At 51.0% G+C, this 20,264-nt stretch carries 26 protein-coding genes; 25 read left to right on the top strand and 1 reads right to left on the bottom strand.

Annotated elements, in window-relative coordinates:
- Positions 1 to 14: 14 nt before the first annotated feature.
- The 5 genes from FBF24_01225 to recO all read left to right on the top strand — a co-directional run bounded on the left by FBF24_01225 (position 15) and on the right by recO (position 3,024).
- Positions 15 to 503 carry a hypothetical protein gene (locus FBF24_01225; protein ID QCT40514.1) on the top strand — a complete coding sequence of 163 codons (489 nt, stop codon included), beginning with the start codon at positions 15 to 17 and terminating at the stop codon, positions 501 to 503.
- 15 nt (positions 504 to 518) lie between these two features.
- The gene (locus FBF24_01230) at positions 519 to 1,187 is read left to right on the top strand and encodes a hypothetical protein (protein ID QCT40515.1); all 669 of its coding nucleotides are present in this window, start codon (positions 519 to 521) and stop codon (positions 1,185 to 1,187) included.
- 84 nt (positions 1,188 to 1,271) lie between these two features.
- Positions 1,272 to 1,985, top strand: coding sequence for a HAMP domain-containing histidine kinase (locus FBF24_01235; GenBank protein ID QCT40516.1), 714 nt, complete (start codon positions 1,272 to 1,274; stop codon positions 1,983 to 1,985).
- Positions 1,982 to 2,350, top strand: a complete 369-nt coding sequence (locus FBF24_01240; protein QCT40517.1) for a response regulator — start codon at positions 1,982 to 1,984, stop codon at positions 2,348 to 2,350. Before FBF24_01235 ends, FBF24_01240 begins: the two co-directional genes overlap by 4 nt.
- Positions 2,347 to 3,024 carry a DNA repair protein RecO gene (gene recO / locus FBF24_01245; protein ID QCT40518.1) on the top strand — a complete coding sequence of 226 codons (678 nt, stop codon included), beginning with the start codon at positions 2,347 to 2,349 and terminating at the stop codon, positions 3,022 to 3,024. Before FBF24_01240 ends, recO begins: the two co-directional genes overlap by 4 nt.
- On the opposite strand, the gene FBF24_01250 is transcribed toward recO, so the two are convergent.
- Positions 3,002 to 3,949 (bottom strand): hypothetical protein, encoded by a 948-nt coding sequence (locus FBF24_01250; GenBank protein ID QCT40519.1) that lies wholly within the window; start codon positions 3,947 to 3,949, stop codon positions 3,002 to 3,004. The genes recO and FBF24_01250 overlap by 23 nt on opposite strands.
- Positions 3,950 to 4,056: 107 nt before the next feature.
- Between FBF24_01250 and FBF24_01255 the strand changes: the two genes are divergently transcribed.
- From FBF24_01255 to FBF24_01350, 20 genes are all read left to right on the top strand, one after another.
- Positions 4,057 to 5,658 (top strand): glycine--tRNA ligase, encoded by a 1,602-nt coding sequence (locus FBF24_01255; GenBank protein QCT41164.1) that lies wholly within the window; start codon positions 4,057 to 4,059, stop codon positions 5,656 to 5,658.
- Positions 5,659 to 5,702: 44 nt separating this feature from the next.
- The gene (locus FBF24_01260) at positions 5,703 to 6,320 is read left to right on the top strand and encodes a hypothetical protein (GenBank protein ID QCT40520.1); all 618 of its coding nucleotides are present in this window, start codon (positions 5,703 to 5,705) and stop codon (positions 6,318 to 6,320) included.
- Positions 6,321 to 6,439: 119 nt separating this feature from the next.
- Positions 6,440 to 6,616 (top strand): NUDIX hydrolase, encoded by a 177-nt coding sequence (locus FBF24_01265; GenBank protein ID QCT40521.1) that lies wholly within the window; start codon positions 6,440 to 6,442, stop codon positions 6,614 to 6,616.
- Positions 6,617 to 6,734: 118 nt separating this feature from the next.
- Positions 6,735 to 7,424, top strand: coding sequence for a hypothetical protein (locus tag FBF24_01270; GenBank protein QCT40522.1), 690 nt, complete (start codon positions 6,735 to 6,737; stop codon positions 7,422 to 7,424).
- Positions 7,425 to 7,432: 8 nt separating this feature from the next.
- The gene (locus FBF24_01275) at positions 7,433 to 7,939 is read left to right on the top strand and encodes an NUDIX hydrolase (GenBank protein ID QCT40523.1); all 507 of its coding nucleotides are present in this window, start codon (positions 7,433 to 7,435) and stop codon (positions 7,937 to 7,939) included.
- Positions 7,940 to 7,972: 33 nt separating this feature from the next.
- Positions 7,973 to 8,539 (top strand): hypothetical protein, encoded by a 567-nt coding sequence (locus FBF24_01280; GenBank protein ID QCT40524.1) that lies wholly within the window; start codon positions 7,973 to 7,975, stop codon positions 8,537 to 8,539.
- A gap of 8 nt (positions 8,540 to 8,547) precedes the next feature.
- A complete protein-coding gene (locus FBF24_01285; protein ID QCT40525.1) occupies positions 8,548 to 9,039 on the top strand; it encodes a hypothetical protein in 492 nt (163 codons plus the stop codon).
- A gap of 43 nt (positions 9,040 to 9,082) precedes the next feature.
- Positions 9,083 to 9,304 carry an AbrB/MazE/SpoVT family DNA-binding domain-containing protein gene (locus FBF24_01290; GenBank protein ID QCT40526.1) on the top strand — a complete coding sequence of 74 codons (222 nt, stop codon included), beginning with the start codon at positions 9,083 to 9,085 and terminating at the stop codon, positions 9,302 to 9,304.
- The gene (locus FBF24_01295; protein QCT40527.1) at positions 9,304 to 9,696 is read left to right on the top strand and encodes a type II toxin-antitoxin system death-on-curing family toxin; all 393 of its coding nucleotides are present in this window, start codon (positions 9,304 to 9,306) and stop codon (positions 9,694 to 9,696) included. The genes FBF24_01290 and FBF24_01295 overlap by 1 nt, the downstream gene beginning before the upstream one ends.
- Positions 9,697 to 9,772: 76 nt before the next feature.
- Entirely contained in the window at positions 9,773 to 10,342 is a 570-nt protein-coding gene (locus tag FBF24_01300; GenBank protein QCT40528.1) for a histidine phosphatase family protein, read from the top strand.
- Between the two features lie 62 nt (positions 10,343 to 10,404).
- Positions 10,405 to 11,286, top strand: coding sequence for an SDR family oxidoreductase (locus tag FBF24_01305; GenBank protein ID QCT40529.1), 882 nt, complete (start codon positions 10,405 to 10,407; stop codon positions 11,284 to 11,286).
- 139 nt (positions 11,287 to 11,425) lie between these two features.
- Positions 11,426 to 11,992 (top strand): CYTH domain-containing protein, encoded by a 567-nt coding sequence (locus tag FBF24_01310; protein QCT40530.1) that lies wholly within the window; start codon positions 11,426 to 11,428, stop codon positions 11,990 to 11,992.
- Positions 11,993 to 12,069: 77 nt separating this feature from the next.
- Positions 12,070 to 12,735, top strand: a complete 666-nt coding sequence (locus FBF24_01315) for an SDR family oxidoreductase (protein QCT40531.1) — start codon at positions 12,070 to 12,072, stop codon at positions 12,733 to 12,735.
- Between the two features lie 26 nt (positions 12,736 to 12,761).
- Positions 12,762 to 13,775: a YvcK family protein gene (locus FBF24_01320; protein ID QCT40532.1), complete on the top strand. Its 1,014-nt coding sequence runs from the start codon at positions 12,762 to 12,764 to the stop codon at positions 13,773 to 13,775.
- Positions 13,772 to 14,386 carry a hypothetical protein gene (locus FBF24_01325; GenBank protein QCT40533.1) on the top strand — a complete coding sequence of 205 codons (615 nt, stop codon included), beginning with the start codon at positions 13,772 to 13,774 and terminating at the stop codon, positions 14,384 to 14,386. The genes FBF24_01320 and FBF24_01325 overlap by 4 nt, the downstream gene beginning before the upstream one ends.
- Positions 14,367 to 15,527 (top strand): diaminopimelate decarboxylase, encoded by a 1,161-nt coding sequence (locus FBF24_01330; protein ID QCT40534.1) that lies wholly within the window; start codon positions 14,367 to 14,369, stop codon positions 15,525 to 15,527. Before FBF24_01325 ends, FBF24_01330 begins: the two co-directional genes overlap by 20 nt.
- A 47-nt stretch (positions 15,528 to 15,574) precedes the next feature.
- On the top strand, positions 15,575 to 17,239 hold the full coding sequence (locus FBF24_01335) for a hypothetical protein (GenBank protein ID QCT40535.1): 1,665 nt from the start codon (positions 15,575 to 15,577) through the stop codon (positions 17,237 to 17,239).
- Positions 17,240 to 17,266: 27 nt separating this feature from the next.
- On the top strand, positions 17,267 to 17,692 hold the full coding sequence (locus FBF24_01340) for a ribonuclease HI (protein ID QCT40536.1): 426 nt from the start codon (positions 17,267 to 17,269) through the stop codon (positions 17,690 to 17,692).
- A 40-nt stretch (positions 17,693 to 17,732) separates the two neighbouring features.
- Complete coding sequence (locus tag FBF24_01345) at positions 17,733 to 18,710, top strand: DUF4868 domain-containing protein (GenBank protein QCT40537.1); 978 nt, start codon at positions 17,733 to 17,735, stop codon at positions 18,708 to 18,710.
- A gap of 2 nt (positions 18,711 to 18,712) precedes the next feature.
- Positions 18,713 to 20,233 carry an AAA family ATPase gene (locus FBF24_01350; protein QCT40538.1) on the top strand — a complete coding sequence of 507 codons (1,521 nt, stop codon included), beginning with the start codon at positions 18,713 to 18,715 and terminating at the stop codon, positions 20,231 to 20,233.
- The last annotated feature ends 31 nt before the right edge of the window (positions 20,234 to 20,264 follow it).

Raw genomic sequence — 20,264 nt, forward strand, 5'->3', positions numbered from 1 at the left:
GCGGAGCGATTCTGATGATCTTCGCACTGCCAGCGCTGATCGGCGCACCGTATGTACCGTCAAAGTCGCGCGAAGTGCGGCGGTTATTTACTGAGGCGCTGCCACTTGGTAAGGACGACGTCGTGCTTGATATCGGGTCGGGCGATGGCGTGGTGCTGATGGCGGCAGCCCAGCAGGGCGCGCGGGCAATTGGCTATGAGATTAATCCGTTTCTGGTATTGATATCACGCTGGCGGCTGCGGAAATTACCGGGCGCCCGAGGGCACTGGGCGAATATCTGGCGGCAGCCGGTGCTTGACAAGGTAACGGTAATGTACACCTTTGGCGACGGTCGCGATATCGCAAAAATGTTTCAGCTGGCCGAGCGTCAAGCAGCCGCTCAGACCGAGCCGCTGACTTTCGTGAGCTACGGATTTTCTGTCCCCGGCACGCAGCCGACAAAAGAATACCACGGCTATTTTCTCTATCGGCTGCCGGGAGGCTTTACATCGCCCGAAGCATAAGCTATACTGATGCATATGAGTAGAAAAACAGAGATGGAACAGGGCTATGTGAATAGCTGGATGATTGTAGCTATCAGCGCAATCGTGCTGTTCGTGGCGGCTGGTAGCGCGGCAATTTGGGCGTACCTGGCATATTCACAGGAAAAAACTGCGGTCGAGAGTCGGATGGCGGTAGCTTCGGCCAAGGCGCGCGAAGAGCAATCAAAGGCTGACCGCGAGAAATTTAATGAAGAAGCCAAAAACCCGCGCATTGAATTCGTCGGCCCCGAGCAATACGGCCGCGTCTCATTTATGTATCCAAAGACCTGGAGTGTTTACGTGGCGGCTGACGGTGGCGATCGCGGCGATTACAAGGCATATCTCCATCCAGTCATCGTGCCACCAACGAGTACAAACAGCAATAACCCAAACAAGTTTGCGCTGCGCCTCGAAATTCTCAATAGCGACTTTAATAAGACGCTGGAGCAGTACGCTAGCTTGCTGAAAAAGGGTGATTTGACCTCGAGTAGCGTTGAATATAACGGTAATACCGCAACACGCATTGATGGTGCGTTCAGTAAGGATCTGCGCGGCTCCGTGGTGCTGATGAAGGTGCGCGACAAGACGCTGCGTTTTTCAACCGATGCTGATACGTTCAAGCCAGATTTTGAGGCCATCCTTAAGACAGTGAAATTTGTACAGTAATTTTCTCGGCCGTGGCTGGCGCGTGAAATGACACGGGGCGGCAGCAGTTCTTTTTGGCGCCTCGGTTTGCTATACTAGAGGTATATGGCGCAGCCACAGTGGAGTGATAAGGAGTTTGCCGCAATGCCCAGCATAGCGGTGGCGGCGCATGAGCTGAAGGCACCGCTGGCGCTGATTCGGCAGATGAGTTTATTGATTGAGGATGGACAGCTCAGTCCGGCCGAGGCGCAGCTGATGCAGCGGCGGTTGACGTTGACGGCGGAGCGCTCGCTGGCTTTGGTACAGGACTTGGCACGTACCGTGAATGTGCAGCCAATGCTGTTTCCACTGGAGCCGGTTAATCCACTGGCGCTGCTAGCCCAATTGGCGCACCAGTCGCGCGATATGCTGCGGCTGTATGACCGGCGGGTGACGTGGCCGCGTACGGGCAAGAAGCGACTGGTGGTGGCTAATCCATTGCTGCTTGGGCGGATCATGATGAATTTTCTCGATAATGCGATGCGCTACAGTGAGGCTGGGGCAGCAATTCGCGTGACCATGCGTCAAGCGGGGACGATGGTGCGGCTGGGTGTACGGGATTTTGGGCCGATGATGAGCCCGGCTGAGTATCAGCGGTTGGTGGATGAAATGACCGTGCGTAAGTCAGTCAGAACCCGACCAGATAGCAGCGGCCTCGGCGTGTATATCGCTGCAACGTTCGCGCGGGCGATGGGCGGGCAGATCGGGCTGATACGCCACCGAGACGGACTGACGTTTTATGTTGATGTGCCGCTCAGCGAGCAGATGAGCTTATTATGAAAAAACTCCTGATCATCGAGGATGATCCGCAGTGGGCGGCAGTGCTGGAGCGGTATGCGCTGGAGGCGGGGTATACGGCCCGAACAGTGGTGGCGGCTGGACAGGCGATAGCGATGCTTGATGAGTGGCGGCCGGATGGCTTGGTGCTTGATATGCTGCTGGCGGGTGAGACGGGGATGGCGCTACTGAATGAGCTGCAAAGCCATGAGGATCTGGCACGGTTGCCGGTGGTGGTGTGTAGTAATGTAGTGCTTGATCTGGATCAGCTACGGTCGTTTGGCGTGCGGGCGGTGCTTGATAAGGCGCGAATGACGCCCGACGACGTGCGGGCCGCGCTCAGCGTGCTAGGCGAGGAGGCTGAATGAAAGACGGCGAGCGGCTCAAGGCGATTGTGCTACGGCGGACGGATTATGCGGAAGCTGATCGAGTATTGCAGCTACTAACGCCCCAGGGGCGGCGGGCGGTGATCGCCAAGGGGGTGCGCCGCGAGCGGAGCAAGCTGGCTGGCGGCATTGAACTCCTGGCGCTGTGTGACGTGGTGATTCGTTCGGGCCGCGGCGAGCTGGGGCTGCTGACCAGTGCCAGGCTCAGCGCGTTTTATCGGCATATCCTCGAGGATTATGAGCGGATGCAGTTCGCTTACCAGGCGCTCAAGTTGGTGGCGCAGGCGACCGAGACCGTTGATGGGCCAGAGTGGTTCGCGGTGCTTAGCCAGGTGTTGGCGTGGCTTGATCGGCCGGCGGTTGATCGGCTGCTGGTCGAGACGTGGTTTTATATGCAGTACGCCGGGCTGCTGGGTGATGAGCTGAATTTACGCACTGACGTGGCTGGGCGGATGCTGACGAGCGATAAATCATACATGTACGATCCAAGCGAAAAGGCCCTAAGGCCGAGTGAGCAGGGTGACCTAACGGCCGATCACATCAAGCTGCTGCGCCTCATTCAGGCCAAGCCGCTGGAAAATCTCACCCACATCGGCGGCCTCGGCCCGGTCATCGCTAGTTGCTGGCTGGTGGCTAGGCAGCATGCCGCGGTGTAGTCACGAGGAATTTAGGTGGCCGTGGTGATTGCGGTGAGGTAACGACAGTGGCGACGGCTGTCTTTCCAAGTTCGGTATCTGGCTGGATCAACCGGCCTGCTTCTGGGTCAAAACCGATTTCCTTAGCATAGAGGTAGTAGAAATATCTCACATGATTATGGAACGAACATAGCCTTCCAGAAACCCCGTTTTGCTGTGATTGCTTCATGATATATTCAATGTCACGTTCAACTACCTGGAGTCCCTTTATGGCGCTAATTTTTGCCTCGATGTTTTCCTCTGGGTCGCTTGGTTCATTCGAAAAAAGCGCTAAATCATGCGTCACGACATGTGTGTGCATGTCGAGGATGGTGCTGGTTATTGTCGGCTGGCTAGTATCTTGACGGGGAAATTGCTCCCAAAAATTAGCAATTTGCTGCTGGATTTTGTGAAATAATTCGCGGCGCGCATCGTCGGTGAGCTCAGAGTTACATTTGGGATTGGTTTCATTGAATAAATTTTGGATAGAGCACAGCGCCTCTGTAGCGGCGAGAATATATTTTATGTTGATATCCCTGATGCGTTCGATATAAGTGGCTGGCTGGTCGCATTGTGGTTTAGGGGTATTACTCAGCTGCTCCTCAAGCAGTAGACCCGAAACAAGACGAGTCTGCTCATAAGGCGTTGCTGGATCAGTTAGCTCGTTGGTGAGATTCTGGAGATACGGCATCGGGTTATCAAAAAATATACCGCGTTCAAATAATAGTGGCCATTGAGCCAATAAATGTTCCATTTGTCCTGGAGACCGCTGCGCGTCAATAATAGAGTAGAGGCGATTATCAATGATATATGGTGGATAGGGGTTAGGAACCTCATCCGTTGCGCTCTCAGCAGGGTACATAAAATAGCCTGATTCAGCACAAGAAGACGCTCGGTTTTTCGACATGTTTTGACCCTCCAAGTTCTCGTTCTAGGGCGACTATACCACCATCACTAATGACACGTCAAGCATGCTATAATAAACCTTAGTTAATGAATCGCCATGTTACCAACATGGAGGAAGGTTGTGTGATGAGTCAAGCAAAAATGGAAGATATTATCAGCCTGTGTAAGCGTCGCGGCTTTATTTATCAGGGGTCGGATGTGTATGGTGGCCTGAGTGGTACGTGGGATTACGGCCCGCTGGGCGTGCAGCTGAAGCGTAATATCATGAATTTGTGGTGGCGCCGGTTTGTTGATGAGCGCGACGACATGTACGGCGTTGACGCGGCGATTTTGATGAATCAGAAGGTCTGGCAGGCCAGTGGGCATGTGGATACGTTTTCTGACCCATTGGTGGAGTGTAACCACTGCAAGGCGCGCTTTCGTGAAGATCATCTACTCAAAGATCAACAGGAAAAGTTGGACGGGTACGAGACTCTCACCGAGAAGATCCAATGGTATCGCGAGCATGCCACGGCGCCGAATTTCTATGACGAGATCAAAGAAAAAGAGCCCGAGTTGTTCAAGAAAATACTGGACATGGAGCTTGGCCCAAGTGAGATTGATCTCGAGGAGGCCAGCGATTTTGGGCTGAAAGAGTGGTCGCATGTGCTAAGAGTGATTAAATGTCCTAACTGTGGTACGCGAGGTGATTTTAGTGAGCCGCGACAGTTTAACATGATGTTCAAGACATTTGTCGGTGCTAGCGGGCAAAATGAGCTGGCGATTGATGAGCTGACGAGGGGCGTCGATGGTAAGCGTAGTCCTAGTGGCATGAAGGCGATTACCTACGATCCACAGTCGATTTCCTATCTTCGCCCCGAAACCGCCCAAGGCATCTTCACTAATTTCAAAAACGTCGTCGATAGTTTCTACCCGAACTTGCCGTTTGGTATCGCTCAACAGGGCAAGGCGTTTCGTAATGAAATTGCGCCGCGCGACTTCGTCTTCCGCTCTCGGGAGTTTGAGCAGATGGAGATTGAATATTTCGTCGACCCTGAGCATTGGCAGGAGGCGTTTGATGAGCTACTGGCGGCGACGCATGAGTTTTTGGCAGAACTGGGCTTGAAGCAAGAGAATATTCACGAGCTGGACGTGCCAGCGGAGGATCGGGCGCATTATAGCAAAAAGACGATTGACATCGAATACGATTATCCAATTGGCCGCGAGGAGCTGATGGGCATCGCGTATCGGACTGATTTTGACCTGATGAACATTCAGCGCGCCAGTGGCAAGAGCATGGAATACACCGTCAAGGGGACGAACACAAAATTTGTTCCGCACGTCATCGAGCCGTCGTTTGGTGTCGAGCGGGCGCTGATGGCGGTGTTGTCGGGCGCGTACCGCGAGGACGAGCAAAACGGTGAAAAGCGGGTGTATTTGGCGTTGCCAGAGCATTTGGCGCCGGTCAAATTTGCCGTCTCGCCACTGCTGAAAAACAAGCCAGAATTGGTAGAAAAAGCCCGCGAAGTCTACGCCACACTCGCCAAAGCCAACCCAGGCCGGGTGATGTGGGACGACAACGGTAACATCGGCAAACGCTACCGCCGCCAAGACGAAATCGGCACGCCGCACTGCGTGGTGATCGACTTCCAAACACTAGAGGACGGCACCGTCACCGTGCGCGAGCGGGATACGACGGAGCAGCGGCGGGTGAGGGTCGGAGAGCTGTAGATACTAGATATGAAAAAATAAATTAGTTTTGAGGAGCTAAAATATTGATAGAAAGTAGACCTGAGTTTGATAAAATTACATCGTTTGACGAGTTTAATAAATATTATTGGTATCGTGAAGAACTTTCACAGATTTGCAAGTCATTAGGATTAGAATATAGAGGTACAAAACAAGAACTCAATTATATTATTGAGCAGTACTTTAAGGGTAATCTGATTAAAAAATCACTAATAAAAAACGAAACAAAGCAAGTTGAAAATATTACATTAGACACGCCGTTACTTGAATGTGGTTTTTCTTTTAATGCAAAATTCAGAGAATATTTCTCCGCCGTAACAGGTATTACACCTTTTAAATTTACTGCTGATATGGCTACTGCTTGGCGGAAAGTAAAAAGAGAAAAGGATGGCAAATTTACAATCAAAGATATGCTGAAGGTGTATTATGGAGAGTCGGATTATGCCAAGTATGATAATTCGGTTTGTCAATGGAATCAATTTTTAAAGGATTTTAGTGCAGACGAAAATAGTCGCAACTATTCGAACAAATTAAAAGTAGCTTCTATTCTTTGGAAAGAAGTTAGAAATTCAAAAAATGAAAAAATTTATTCAAAGAATCTTTTGAATGAATATGAACATAAAATAAAAGAGTATCACAATTAGATAATTCCCAACGTGTTAACACTCGATGAGCAGTTAATCATGGATATTGGAAAGACAGAATATACTGTAGGTGAAATGGTATCAGCCATTTAGCGCTCAGGTGTAGTACAATGACTCTCATGTCAAAAATCACCAAAGGACATATCATCACGCAGAATCTAGATGGAACGGACCATCTGGATTGTTTGTATCGCATCTCGCTCAAAGCCTTGATTTACAACGACGCTGGGCAGATTTTGGTCGTCAAAGAAATCGATCGGACGTATTGGGATTTGCCGGGCGGAGGTATGGATTGATTTATATGCGCATCTCTGCTAATATAATACACACAGCACCTCGGCTTGGGTTCGTCCCCGTCGAGGTTTTTGGTATAATGGAGTATATCTGATACATAGTAAATCGGGAAATGTCTTAATGACAAAAATACTCGCAATAATCTCCACTCACGGCAACGAATTATTAGGCCCAAATCTGCTGGCGTATATGCTCGCCAAACGGTCTAAACTGTTGGAAAATATGGAGTTCATCATAGCTAATCCGCGTGCTTACGCAAAGAATGTGCGCTATACTGAATCAGATCTAAATAGGAGCTACGGACTTGGCCTGGATACTTATGAGGGTCGGCGTACGAAGATTATTGAGGAGCGGATTCGGTTACTGAAGCCGGAGTTGGTATTGGATTTTCATACGACCACTGCCGAGCAGCCAAATATTTTGATAACGGCAGATAAAAATAATGAAGTAGTGCAGAGGTTTATCAACTCTAGCGCTGTAAAAGACGTTCTGGCGGTTGAGCCGCTTAATGACATCACGACGGTGGTGTCGAATTTCGCGGCTTATGAAGTTCCAAATTCGCATTTGAACGATGATCTGTATGAGCAAATATGCGCCGACATAGCAAGATATTTGGACGAGGAGACAGTTGACCAAGCGCGAACTTTTTATAAGATGATAGGGAAGATCTTGCCCGAGGAAGAGCGAAGTATTGTCGATCTTAAAAACTTTGTCTATAACGACACATTGCAGGCCATTCCGGCTTTCCTTGGCGAGGAAGCGTATAAGCAAGACGGTACTTACGCCGGGTTTAGGCTAAAAGTGTTATAATTGTCCCTATGACAAAACTCACCAACGGACATCTCGTAACGCAAGATTCAGTCGGAGTGACTCGCCACGATTACCTCTACCGAATTTCGCTCAAAGCTCTCATCTATAACGATGCTGGGCAAATTTTGGTTGTTAAGGAAATCAATCGGACGTATTGGGATTTGCCGGGCGGAGGCATGGATTATGATGAGGATTTTGAATCATCGCTGAAACGTGAATTATACGAAGAAGTTGGCTATAAAGGTGATTTGCGCTATCAACTGTTTGACGCATCAGAACAGATGTATATCGAGCGGCTTGATGCAAATCAAATCTGTTTTTATTGTCGCGTCTGGCCGGAGAACTTTGATTTTATACCAGGTGAAGAGGGCGATGAAATAATGTTTATTAATCCTGAGGAATTATTGCTTCAGAAGAGCGAGGTTGACGCGTCAGCTCGAGCCTATGGGGCGCATATGAAATGGCAACAGCTATGCAAAAGGGTATCTGCGAATAATATGCAGCGTTTATATTGACATAAACCTAATATTATATTAAAAATAATTGATATGACACAGGAGCTATTGAGTAATTGCGACTATCGTGATTGTGATACGAGCAAATTAGAACTTATAAGTGAAGCTGAGGTTAAGCTGATAATCATGGGGGCAGTTCGCGGGCGGCTTGAACCCGATGGTCGGACTGTTGCTCCCTTGAAGGTTATACGTAATAAATTGCGTGATGGGGCTACTGGACAGACGTGGTTTTTGGGCCCAAAATTAAACTCGATAGAATGTCCAGGCCCTCTTATACTTAGCGAATATTGTATTACGAATAAAGAAATGCCAAATGGCGATATGATTAGGGAATCTGTGCAGCCGACGAGTTTGAAGGATTCAATTTATGCTACTATGATAGGTTACTGCGAGAGAATCTTTAGTTCTGGTGATATTAAAGTTATTAACGATGGACTCAGAAATCTAGCTAACGCTCTGGAGCGAGCCGGCTACAAAAAAGGGGTCTTTGAATTAGAACAAGCGGTACCTTCTTTCCAATTTGGAAGCAGTAAGGACGGTGAGCTGCCCCCAATAGATTATATTTACATCGCACTGACCTATCGTCATTGCAGGTGGTAGCAGACCTTGTGAATTCAGGTGTTCGTCCGGACTATGGAAAACTTTGGGTTCCATATGGTAGAGAGGGTCTGCAGCGGTATCGCCAGGATACGCTTATTTTGGGATTCTCAGAGTATCACGATTTGGAAGAAGCGGTTAAATTTCTACGTGAAAGGTTTATGCGAGATGATGAGATCTGTATGGGTGCTGGCGAGACGCTTTATGGCCTAAAGATTGCAGGTGCTCCGGGCGCCTATGTAGGGCAGTCCAGGCATAGGGGAGCTTCGTTTAATAGCGAAATGAAACATTATTTTGAAGAGGCTATTCAGCGTGCATGCAAGGATATTCGGCAACCACAAACTGGCGAGGTATTGACGAATGAGTGGTTGGACGCCATGGCGCAAAGAACGATAGACGAGCTAGGGCTTATCATGTTAAAGAATGGGCGTACTATCCATCACGCTTTGATTGATTCAGATACGACTACAGATTTGATAAAGCTTGCTGGCGGTGTACAATAGGGAAAATATTGTAATAAAATTATAATTTTGTTATAATATCTGCATGACAATCACTACAATTCAAAAAGTTATCAAGATTGGTTCCAGTCGCGGCGTGACGCTGCCGGCGCGGGATTTGCGGGCGCTGGGGATTCGCGATGGCGACGAAATTGAAGTCACAGTACGTAAGTGTTCGGAGGTGGCTGACGATAATCAAGTGCTCAAAACTGCAAACTCGCTCCTTGAGCGATACAAAGAGGACTTTTCTCACTTGGCGAAGCGCTAATGGTTAGTTTGACTCTCGAGCAGATTCTGCAGTTTCATGCGCTGGTGCTTGTCAAAGACGGCGGTGCAGATGGCGTGCGTGACGTTGGACGGCTGGAGGCTGCGGTGTCAACACAGCATCAAGTAGTATTTGGCGAGGAATTATATGCAACAGTATTTGCCAAGGCAGCGGCGTTGATGCGCGGGATTATTGGCGACCATCCGTTCGCTGATGGCAATAAGCGGACGGCAATGCTCGCTGGACTGACTTTACTGGAGGTGAATGGGTATAATTTTACAGCACAGCGAGGCGAACTAGAAAATTTCGCTGTCCGCATCGCGACCGATCATCTCGATATTGATGCGATTGCTGATTGGCTGGAGCGTCATTCGCGGGAGGTATCGATGGTTTGATAACAAGGAATTTTAGTGGTAAGTAGGGTTTCTACGAGGTTCCTCGCCGCCTGATAGAGATGATATACTAAGGTTTATGACTACTATCTATATCGCTCGCCACGGCCAGAATGAAGATAATGTGCGCGGGATTTTGAACGGTCATCGCGATCTGCCATTGACCGATTTGGGACGCCAGCAAGCGCGGCAATTGGCGCGTCACATCAAGGATAGGGAACTAGTTTTTGACGCGGTGTATGCATCGCCGCTTGGTCGAGCTTTCGAGACGGCAGCGATTGTAGCGGCGGAGCTGGAGCTTGCCGAGCCGATAATTCACGATGATTTAATCGAGCGTGATTTTGGAATTATGACTGGTAAGCCGGCCGCTGATATTGAGGAAATCTGTGCGCCGGACATCATCAAAGCAGAAAACGTGACCTATTTTTTGCATCCTGATGGCGCTGAGACTTTTCCTGAGTTATTGGCTCGCGGCCAGCGGGTGCTTGATTTCATGGCGCGTCAACATCCAGATCAAACGGTGTTGTTGGCTTGCCATGGCGATATTGGCAAAATGATATATGCTGCGGCAACCAGCACGCCATGGCGGCAGGTCTTAACCGATTTTTACTTTGGCAATACGGATATTATCGGGCCGGTGCGTGATTAATGGCTTCAGGTATGGTATTATGTGTATACAATTGGTTGTTAATTTCAAAAAGGAGGGGCAAAATGACAAAGCATAAAACGGTTCTCGTCGCCGGAGCCACAGGCTATCTCGGACGTTTCGTCGTCGCCGAGCTGCACCGCCGTGGCCACAAGGTGCGCGCGATCACCCGCAGTCGCGAGCGGGCCGTCTCTCCAGGCCCCTGGGATTCTCCCTCACTGGATGGCCTCGTCGACGACTGGGCCGTCGGGGAGGTCACGAATCCCGCATTCGTCGCCGATGTCGCAGAAGGGGCCGACGATGTCATATCCGCCTTGGGGGTCACCAAGCAGAAGGCCAATCCTTGGGACATCGACCACCAGGCCAATCTCGCCGTCCTCCGCTCCGCGGAGAAGCACGGCGTCAAGCACTTCTGCTTCGTCAACGTCATCGGAGGCGACCAGTGCCCGGCACAGCTGACCCGGGCAAAGACCGCTTTCGCCCAAGAACTGACAGCCTCCCGGATATCGAGTCAGATCATCAATCCCCCCGGGTACTTCTCCGACATGACCCAGATTCTTCAGATGGCCAAAAAGGGTCGCGTCTTCCTCTTCCGCCCGGAAACCAGGATCAATCCCATTCACGGCGCCGACCTCGCGAAGTTCTGCATCGACCGCTTGACCGACGGCGAGGAGGGCGCATGGAACGTGGGAGGCCCCGAGGTCTTCACCTGGAAAGGGCTCGCTGAGTGCGCCTTCCAAGCTCTCAATCGGCCCGCAAAAATCGCAACCATGTCACCCGCCATCCTGTCGCCCCTCATCGGAGCCCTCGGACTCTTCAACCGGAGAAGGGCCGACACGCTGCGCTTCATCTCATGGAACATGCTCCACGACTGCGTAGGTGAACCCTTCGGCACTCACAGGCTGCTCGACTTCTACAAGGATCTTGTCCAAAAAGACGGTGATTAGCCACTTCGTGGCGTGGTGCGGAGACATAGAGGACTTTGCTGTCCGCGTCGCGACCGATCATCTCGATATTGATGTAATCGCTGATTGGCTGGAGTGTCATTCGCAAATGCGCGTGTCCTGAGTATGATACCATTTAGGTATGAGAGAAATTGAGATAAAAGTTAAATTGCGAGATAAAAAAGGGTTGCTGGCTGCGCTGGCGGCTAAGGGTGTTGTTCTCAGCGAGCCAGTGCATCAGCGTGATCAAGTGTTTGGCTTGCCGGGAGAAGCTGGCGGTGACGGCAATACAGCGCCTTGGTTACGGGTGCGTACTGAGACGCGTAGACAAGGTGAAGATGCAACGAAGCGGGCGTTGTTCACTCTCAAACGATCAGTGACCGGGCAGCTAGATAGTATTGAGCATGAAACGGAAGTTCGCGATCCAGATACTATGATTGCTATCGTTAAGGGGCTGGGCTTTGTGGCGTTTTCGGATATGTCAAAGATTCGCCAGACTGGCACGTTGAATGGTACAGAAGTATGTATCGACTCGGTGGAGAGCTTAGGTGACTTTATGGAATTGGAGCAATTAGCCGATGAGGATGCTGATCCTGCTGCTATAGTCAATTGTCTGTGGCGCGAGATGGCTGAGTTGGGGATTAGTAGCCAGCACGATGAGGTGACTGATGGCTATGATATCCTAATGAAGAAGTTGAGGGAACAGTAAAGGCGCTCAATTATCTTAATTGAGGTACCTACGCTTGGCATTTTACAGTCCATCACTTCTCCTGCTATAATAACCACATGCATATTATTCTTGGTGGGACGAGCGGGCTTGGCCGCGAAATGGCTAGGCAGCTCAGAGAAAGTGGTAAGCGCGTGTTGGTGCTAGGGAAGACATATAACGCCCAGGAGCACGGCGAAGGGTTCCAATTGGATGTGTATTATCCCGAACAAGTAGCGGCAGCACCGGCGCGGATTGAGCAGATTCTGAGTGGCGATGCTATTGAACAATTTGTCTGGGCGGCAGGCTACGGCTGGCGTGGTGATTTCGAGGATCAGCCTGATGCGCGCTCCATGGCAGAAGTGAATTTTGCTGGCCCGTTGCCGTTGGTGCATTGGGCCTGGTATAGGATGGCGCAGCAGCGGATACGCTCTACACTAACGGTAATCGGCTCAACCAGTAGTATCAAAGCTCGGGCGGACGAAGCGGTGTACGTAGCGACCAAGCACGCCCAGGCGGGGCTGGCGCGTAGCTTGGCCCTCCAGGCAGATGAGCAGCATTTACCGATTCGCGTAGCGCTGTTCTTGCCCGGGGCGATGAAAACGCCGTTTTGGCGGGGACATCGGCCGGATGATTATGCTTTCTTCAACGACCCAGCCAAGGTGGCTGAGCATATACTCACCGCCGTCAGTACACAGTACCAGACATTCCTCGAGTGGCCGCTACCAAAGGGCACGTTGGTCTAACCTCGCTGAAGTGCTATAATGCGGGCATGACATACGAATTGAGTAGAGAATATTTTGGAGTAAAAATTGTAGTAATTGGCGGCGGAACTGGTAGTTTCACGCTGCTGTCGGGTTTGAAAAAATATACCCATAGTATCACGGCGCTGGTTAACATGGTTGACGACGGTGGCTCGACAGGCATGCTGCGCGACGACCTGGGCGTGTTGCCGGCGGGTGATGTGCGGCAATGTCTAGTGGCGCTGAGCAGTTCGCCAAAGGTGCGCGATCTGTTCAATTACCGGTTTGACGAGGGTAGCATGAAGGGGCATGCATTTGGTAATTTATTCATGGCGGCGCTGGAAAAGATGACGGGGAGTTTTTCGCAAGCGGTCGAGACAGCCAGCGAGGTGCTCGGCGTAAACGGACGGGTGTTTCCGATTACGCTGGATGATACCAAGCTATCACTGAAGCTGCGTGACGGTACGGTCGTTGAGGGCGAGCATGCCATCGAGGTGACGAATATTCCAGGTGATGAGCGTCCGTGGCTGGAACTCAGCCCGCCAGCAACGATTAATCCGCACGCTCGACAGGCGATTCTGGATGCTGATCTCGTGGTAGTAGCGCCGGGGTTGTTGTACGGTAGTTTGGCGCCAGCACTACTGGTGCGCGGCGTGACGCGGGCTTTGGCTGAAACCAAGGCCAAGAAGGTGTACGTCTGTAATCTCGTGACCAAGCCGACGCAGACCGACGGCTTTACGGTGGCGGACTTTGTCGATGAGATTGAGCGGTTTGCTGGGGTGAGTATGGATTATGTACTGTATAACAATTATCGTCCGCCACAGGAACTGCTTGATAAATACGCGCACAATGGTGAATATTTGGTGGAATGGGATGAAGAGGAGCTCAAGAAGAAGCATTACTACGCCTCGGGCAAGCACTTGATCGCTCATGGCATTCGTCAGCATAATAAAAAGGCCGATCCGCTGGCGGCGCTGCGTAGTCTGATCCGTCACGACAGCGATAAAATCGCGCGAGAACTAATGAGGATTTACTTTTCATGAGCCTGAAGTTGTTTCTTGATCTTGATCGCACCTTGTTTCGGACAAGTGAGCTGGACGAGGCGGAGTGGGGGCTGCTTGGGCGGCAGTTTGGCATTGACAGCGAGGCAGAGCTGGCGCGGCGGACTGACTTTCATGTGCGCACTGAGAAAGCGTACTATTATGATTTTGCGGCGCATGTGCGGGCGGCGGGACTCGGAGAGGAGGCGGTATTCGCATTCCTGCTTCAGTCGACGTTGGCTGATGGGCGAATGGAGTACGACGGAGTGGCTGAGTTGGTGGCGTGGGCCAGGCAGCGCGGAACCGTGCATGTCTTGACCTATGGGCCAGCGAATTACCAGCAGTTCAAGGCAGCGCTGTGTCCGTCGCTTGAGGGGGCGGAGATCATTACCACATTGCAGTCGAAAGGCGATTATTTCCGCGAGCAGTACCTCACTGGCGAGGTGTGGATGGTTGATGATAAGCCAATCGGCAGCGATCTGCCTGATGGCGTGCGGTTTATCCAGACAGTTGAGTACAATGATATTATGGCGCCAGAGAATCCAGAGTGGCCAGTAGCGACAGCATTGAGCCAGATTCCTGGTATAATTGGCGATGATGAACTTTCCAATTGATCAACTGCCTGAAGTGCTTGATACGCCGAGCTTTGTATATTCAAGGCGGATGTTGAAGGAGCGGGCCCGGCGGGCGCTGGCGTGCCAGGTGCCGTTCGGCTTGACGGTGCGTTACGCGGCCAAGGCAAATTCGCACCCCGAGATTATACGATTATTTGATAAGTTGGGGTTGCAGTTTGATGTGAGTTCAAGCTACGAGGCGACGTTGCTGCTCAAGCAGGGAGTGAGTGGCCCAACGATCAGCCTCTCCAGCCAGCAGCCAGCGCACAACCTCGATGAACTGCTTCAGGCTGGTGTACGTTACGTGGCGACATCGCTTCATCAATTAGAGCTGTTTGCGGCGAGTCCACACCGCCCAAATACGGTTGGTCTGCGGCTTAATCCTGGTATGGGCTCGGGGCATAATAATCGGACGATGACCGGTGGGGTTAATTCTAGTTTTGGCTTGTGGCATGCCTATACCGAGCAGGCAGTGGAGCTAGCGAGGCGTCACGACATAACGATTGATCGGCTACACATTCACATTGGCTCGGGTGCTGATCCGCGGTTGTGGGGCGAGGCGATAGATGCGGCATTGGCGCTCGTTGGGCGACTGCCGGAGGTGACTATTCTGGATATTGGCGGCGGCTTTAAGGTGCATCGGTTTGGCGATGAACAAGAGGCGGATCTAGCGGCAATTTGCGAGGTGTTTTCTCAGAAATTAGCTCGTTTTGCCGAGGAAACCGGGCGGCGACTGCATCTAGAAATTGAGCCAGGAACGTGGCTGGTGGCACATGCTGGCGTACTGGTTGCGGAGGTAGTGGACATCGTTGATACTGGTGCAGATGGTCACACATTTTTGCGCCTTAATACTGGTATGAACGACATTACGCGGCCAGGGATGTACGGCGCACAGCACGAGATGATGGTACTCGCGGGTCGCGAGGAACAGCGAGAGTACATCGTGGTGGGGCACTGCTGCGAGACGGGCGATATCTTGACACCAGCGCCCAGCAACCCAGAGAATCTCGCATCGCGGCAGCTGGCCCGGGCGGAAATTGGCGATAAGCTAGTGATCTTTGACGCGGGGGCGTATTGCCAGAGTATGTCGTTGAAACAGTACAATGCGTATCCTGACGCCGGCACCTATTTTATTGACTAAATATACATCATCTGTTATAATAGCCCAGTTTGATAACGAACTGAATTATGAGTGAATTATGTTCTTCGTGCAGTGAGCAGCTAGAGCTGGGCACGCTACAAAAGAAATTTGAGATCGATCTTGAGCGCCCATCTCTTGAGTCTCATTTTCAATTGGCACTTGAGGAGTATTTTAGGGGTGAAGGCGTGAATGAACGAGAGGATTTGGCGGCGCATGCTGAGCGAACGATGAAGCTGGTGGAGGAGTTTGCCGGTTTGAAACTACCGCCCGAGGCGATTCATGCCGTGCTGCTGCATGATGTGGTCGACCGCTTTCATAACAGAGATAGCCAGAAGTGTACACCGGAGCGTCGACAGGCTGCTGGCTTGGCTCTGGCCGATGTATTTACGAATCCTAAAACTAGGATGACGCGCGAGCAGGGTTCATATGTAGCGTCGCTACTAGCGGACTTTATTCTAGTAGAAGAGGTTTCTGGCCGGCACCGACTACAGGTGGCTAATACTATTCCTGAAAATATCAGAGAGATTATCACGGATCGTTATGAAGGTTCGGTGCCAGCTGAAGCATGGCGGCAGATCGAGCCATTTGTTGATGTAGAGCAGATGGCTGAGTTCCTAGATAAAACCAATATTGAGGCGGTGATTATCAAGGCCTGTGAGCTACTCGACAATATGCGCTATCCGTCATCGTCGCGTGAGTCTGCCAAACTGCAGGATGTCTTGGAGGCGGAGTCGTTCTATGCACCGCTGTGTGAAGTGATGGGGTTTGATGGGCTGGCGGCAAGCCTGCGTTCACAGGCGCATATCATTCGGCTGAAGGGGCAGGGTAAACGTAAGCTCATCGAGGAGATCCGCGAGCAGTATGAGACAATTAGCCAGGTTGGTGTTCGCAATTTAGTTAATACAATTTTTGGTACTGAGAAAGTTAAGACCGAAGCAGTGGTCGGTCCGCGTAGCGAAGAATCATGCCCGAATCGGTCGATTCACATTGGAGATTTCTTAGCAAAAAATGGTAAGAAAGTAGAGGGAAAATATCGCCTGAAAACCGTGGGGTCGTGGGCAGCCAAGGTGCATGAAGCTCGCCAGAATGACAAACTGGAGTATACGCCGATGGACGTACTCGGCCTGACCGTTATATCAGGTACGGTAAAGGATCAGGCACGTGATTTCGTGGAGTTTTTACAGCGGCGAATTGATATGAACCCAGCGTTTCAGCTGAAAAAGGCCAATAGCAAATCCAGTGCAATATATGTGCAGGGTACGGTTGATTATGTTAATGCCGTGCGCTGGGAAATGTGGCAACACGGGTTTGATATAGGACGCTGCGAGTTTGCCATTCAAGATGATGAAAGTGTAAAGCAGCGTGGCCAGAAATATCAGGTTTCTAAAGTAACCTTCCTGATGGATTATCCAGAGCTAGACAATGGCGTACCGGTCGAAGTGCAGTTTGTCACCAAGGCCGAGCGGCAGCGCTCACGAACGGGGGAAGTGGCGCACATTATTTATAAATATATTCGTCAGTTAGAGCGGCAACGCTCAGTCTCTGATGAGGAGAAACTTTTCATTGCTCAAACGATGTCTCGGCTGCTCAAGCAGATCCATCAGCGGCGCGACTATGCCAGCCATGATCTCATGGTGAACGAGCGCTCAACTCCAGCGCGTGATGCATTTTTAGAGGATTTGTGGTATTTCCTGCAGCATGAACTCGCCTAGGTTCGGCAAACTATGTATAATCAGGGTATGACAATCTACTACACTGACGGTTCGGCTAGCCCCAATCCTGGCCCGGGTGGCTTTGCGGTGATTCGTGATCTTCAGCCGTGGATTTTGGGTTCAGAGGATGGCGAGACGACCAATATCCGTATGGAAGGCAAGGCGCTGATTGCGGCGCTTCGGGACGCGGACGAGGCACCGTGCGTGATTTATACTGATAGCGAATTTTGGATCAACGTGGTGACCAAGTGGGCGCCGGGTTGGCAGCAGCGCGGCTGGACAAAGAAGGGCGGTGAGATCAAGAATCTGGATATCGTGCGTGAACTGTATGAGCTATACTCAAATTCCCAGGCGGAGCTCCGCTGGGTGCGCGGCCACGAGGGCAACGAGGGAAATGAGCTGGCAGACACTTGGGCCAACCGAGCGCGTGAAGGTGAGCGATTAACTAAATAACAGCTGGCGGCATCTTATAAAAATTGCTATAATTACCCTCATGGAAGAAGTGAGGGAAACGACTGATATTTTTTTGTGGGCGAATCAAACTGATGCGAAGAAGAATGATTTACAGATTGAGCTGTTTTTATTTAATAAAAATTACACGCCGTATTTCATGCCCTTGAAGGGCGATATTGAGCAGCAGCTCCGGCCGCTATTTCTGTTTGATTATATCAATCAAGTTAATTTGGGTGCGGGCACTGGCCTCAGTGTGCGTGATTATGAGCTAAGCGAAGCGGAAGAAAACGTGCTACTGCGAACAGACCTCGCCAAGGTTGGCCGAGCGGAAACCTTGATTCATTTGATTGAGCATGAGCGCGGCGACATTGTAGAGTTTTCGGAGACCGAGCATGAGTTTAAGCGGATGAAAGGGCTGATAGCGCGATTTACTGACCCGAATGATCCAGAAAAAGTCTTTTACACCGCCAAGTTAATTCAGCAGGGGCAGACGCTCAAAAGTGCGCTGGCGTGGGAGTTTTCTGACGGCACGTTTGGCGCTTTTAAGGCGGAAGTTGGTTTTAAGGTGCCAGATGATAACCAGGTGTTGATCATCGGTCAGGATATTTTCGCCTTTAATTCTTCAAAGTTCGAGCGGATGTTTGGTTATGAGTACAAGAAGCAGGTGATTGCTGATAAGAAAGTGGCGGAGATTGAAAAGGAATATAAATTGAGTTTCCCAGAGGGCTTGGATCTCAATGCGCTGGTCAAGGAGCGCAAGAAGACCATCAATAAACTACAGAAATTAGAGATTGGCGAGGTCAAGCAAGAGCAGGTGCTGGACTATGCTGACGAGATGCAGCTGGAGCTAATGAGTGATGATAACGGTGCAATTATCATCATGGATGGCAATGATCTGGATATGTTTGTGAACCTGATCAACGAGGACTACATTGAGAGCAAAATTACCGGCAAGCGCTACGAAATTAAATCGAAAAAACTGTTGGGCGAGCCAGAAGGCGAACCGCCACGAGGTTAAGTATGGACCAGGAATTAGCGCTGGCGATTTTAATGAGTGGTCGGTCGGCGCTGCTGACGGGTGCGGCTGGTACCGGTAAAACGCACCTGCTGAATACTTTTATTGCACAGGCGCGTGACCAGGGTAAAAAGGTGTCGGTAACAGCGACGACGGGCTTGGCGGCAACGCATTTAGGTGGCAATACCATTCACAGTTGGAGCGGTATTGGCGTTAGCGATCACCTCGTGAACAACTTTTTTGATCGGCTGTCAAAAACGCGGCGTGAGGTGATTTCTAGGACCGACGTGCTGGTAATTGACGAGATTTCCATGCTGCATGATTTTCGGCTGGACATGGTTGACCGGGTGCTGCGCGGTGTCAGAGAAAACGACCAGCCATTTGGTGGTGTGCAGCTGGTGATGAGCGGTGATTTTTTCCAATTACCGCCGATCAATCGTCCAGGCGAGCAGGGCGGCGGTTTCGTGGTGTACTCGGAGGCGTGGCAGGAATTGCAGCCGGCGGTGTTGTATCTGGAGCGGCAATATCGGCAAAATGACGAGAAGTTATTAGGAATTTTGACAGCACTGAGAAATGACGACGTTAGGCGGCATCATGCTGAGACCTTACTAGCGCGGACGGAGGTCGAACTGCCCGACGGCGATATCACCGAACTGCATACCGTCACTGTTGATGTCGACGCCATCAACAGCCAGAAACTGGCGGAGCTGGCGGGCGAGGAGCGAACGTATCAGCAGACGACGACGGGTTCAAAGATGTATGTCGAGAGTCTGCAGCGGTCGGTGCTGGCGCCGAGCGAACTTGTGTTGAAGTTGGGCGCGTTGGTGATGGCGGTGAAAAATTCGCCCCAGAAATTGTACGCCAACGGTAGTATCGGCACGGTGGTGGATTTCGAGCCGCTGACGGACTATCCAATTGTGGAGTTTCGTAGTGGACAGCAGGTGACGATGGTGCCGGATGTGTGGGAATTGCGTGACGGTGAGCGCAAGCGCGCCAGTATTTCCCAGGTGCCACTGCGCCTGGCGTGGGCTATCACCGTGCATAAAAGCCAAGGCATGACACTGGACGCGGCAAAAATTGACCTGAGAAAAGCGTTCGTTGAAGGTATGGGCTATGTGGCGCTCAGTCGGGTGCGGGATCTTGATAATCTGTATCTCTATGGCATCAACCGCAAGGCACTGGAAATTTCACCAGATGCACTGGCGATTGACGAGGTGCTGCAGCGGGCAAGTAGTGAGGTGGCCAAGCACTATCGTCCAATGCTGGAGGAAATGAAGCGGGCACAGTCAATGCCGAAAAAATCCGGCAAGAAGTCTCAGTCCGCCAGCTGGCAGCAAAAGATTGCCAAAATGCGCGAAACCCACCCCAACGCCTATATGCCGTGGGAAAAAGCCGACGATGACATCCTCAAACAGGAATTTTTACAGGGCGCAACTATCCAGCAACTTAGTCAAAAACTCGGCCGCCATGAAGGCTCGATTAAGATGCGACTACAGAAACATTTTGGGGAGGATGTGGTGCAGTAGCCTTAGGTTGGCAGATGAGCTGATAACTTGG

Source organism: Candidatus Saccharibacteria bacterium oral taxon 488, assembly GCA_005697215.1.
Taxonomy (GTDB): Bacteria; Patescibacteriota; Saccharimonadia; order Saccharimonadales; family Saccharimonadaceae; genus Nanosynbacter.

What these genes read in the sequence shown, in the direction of transcription:
- FBF24_01320 (QCT40532.1), top strand. Translation starts at nt 12,762, where the DNA reads ATGACATACGAATTGAGTAGAGAATATTTTGGAGTAAAAATTGTAGTA.
- FBF24_01325 (QCT40533.1), top strand. Translation starts at nt 13,772, where the DNA reads ATGAGCCTGAAGTTGTTTCTTGATCTTGATCGCACCTTGTTTCGGACA.
- FBF24_01235 (QCT40516.1), top strand. Translation starts at nt 1,272, where the DNA reads ATGGCGCAGCCACAGTGGAGTGATAAGGAGTTTGCCGCAATGCCCAGC.
- FBF24_01300 (QCT40528.1), top strand. Translation starts at nt 9,773, where the DNA reads ATGACTACTATCTATATCGCTCGCCACGGCCAGAATGAAGATAATGTG.
- FBF24_01315 (QCT40531.1), top strand. Translation starts at nt 12,070, where the DNA reads ATGCATATTATTCTTGGTGGGACGAGCGGGCTTGGCCGCGAAATGGCT.
- FBF24_01240 (QCT40517.1), top strand. Translation starts at nt 1,982, where the DNA reads ATGAAAAAACTCCTGATCATCGAGGATGATCCGCAGTGGGCGGCAGTG.
- FBF24_01265 (QCT40521.1), top strand. Translation starts at nt 6,440, where the DNA reads ATGTCAAAAATCACCAAAGGACATATCATCACGCAGAATCTAGATGGA.
- FBF24_01305 (QCT40529.1), top strand. Translation starts at nt 10,405, where the DNA reads ATGACAAAGCATAAAACGGTTCTCGTCGCCGGAGCCACAGGCTATCTC.
- FBF24_01270 (QCT40522.1), top strand. Translation starts at nt 6,735, where the DNA reads ATGACAAAAATACTCGCAATAATCTCCACTCACGGCAACGAATTATTA.
- FBF24_01350 (QCT40538.1), top strand. Translation starts at nt 18,713, where the DNA reads ATGGACCAGGAATTAGCGCTGGCGATTTTAATGAGTGGTCGGTCGGCG.
- FBF24_01250 (QCT40519.1), bottom strand. Translation starts at nt 3,949, where the DNA reads ATGTCGAAAAACCGAGCGTCTTCTTGTGCTGAATCAGGCTATTTTATG.
- FBF24_01345 (QCT40537.1), top strand. Translation starts at nt 17,733, where the DNA reads ATGGAAGAAGTGAGGGAAACGACTGATATTTTTTTGTGGGCGAATCAA.
- recO (QCT40518.1), top strand. Translation starts at nt 2,347, where the DNA reads ATGAAAGACGGCGAGCGGCTCAAGGCGATTGTGCTACGGCGGACGGAT.
- FBF24_01225 (QCT40514.1), top strand. Translation starts at nt 15, where the DNA reads ATGATCTTCGCACTGCCAGCGCTGATCGGCGCACCGTATGTACCGTCA.
- FBF24_01310 (QCT40530.1), top strand. Translation starts at nt 11,426, where the DNA reads ATGAGAGAAATTGAGATAAAAGTTAAATTGCGAGATAAAAAAGGGTTG.
- FBF24_01275 (QCT40523.1), top strand. Translation starts at nt 7,433, where the DNA reads ATGACAAAACTCACCAACGGACATCTCGTAACGCAAGATTCAGTCGGA.
- FBF24_01255 (QCT41164.1), top strand. Translation starts at nt 4,057, where the DNA reads ATGGAGGAAGGTTGTGTGATGAGTCAAGCAAAAATGGAAGATATTATC.
- FBF24_01330 (QCT40534.1), top strand. Translation starts at nt 14,367, where the DNA reads ATGATGAACTTTCCAATTGATCAACTGCCTGAAGTGCTTGATACGCCG.
- FBF24_01290 (QCT40526.1), top strand. Translation starts at nt 9,083, where the DNA reads ATGACAATCACTACAATTCAAAAAGTTATCAAGATTGGTTCCAGTCGC.
- FBF24_01295 (QCT40527.1), top strand. Translation starts at nt 9,304, where the DNA reads ATGGTTAGTTTGACTCTCGAGCAGATTCTGCAGTTTCATGCGCTGGTG.
- FBF24_01340 (QCT40536.1), top strand. Translation starts at nt 17,267, where the DNA reads ATGACAATCTACTACACTGACGGTTCGGCTAGCCCCAATCCTGGCCCG.
- FBF24_01230 (QCT40515.1), top strand. Translation starts at nt 519, where the DNA reads ATGAGTAGAAAAACAGAGATGGAACAGGGCTATGTGAATAGCTGGATG.
- FBF24_01335 (QCT40535.1), top strand. Translation starts at nt 15,575, where the DNA reads ATGAGTGAATTATGTTCTTCGTGCAGTGAGCAGCTAGAGCTGGGCACG.
- FBF24_01280 (QCT40524.1), top strand. Translation starts at nt 7,973, where the DNA reads ATGACACAGGAGCTATTGAGTAATTGCGACTATCGTGATTGTGATACG.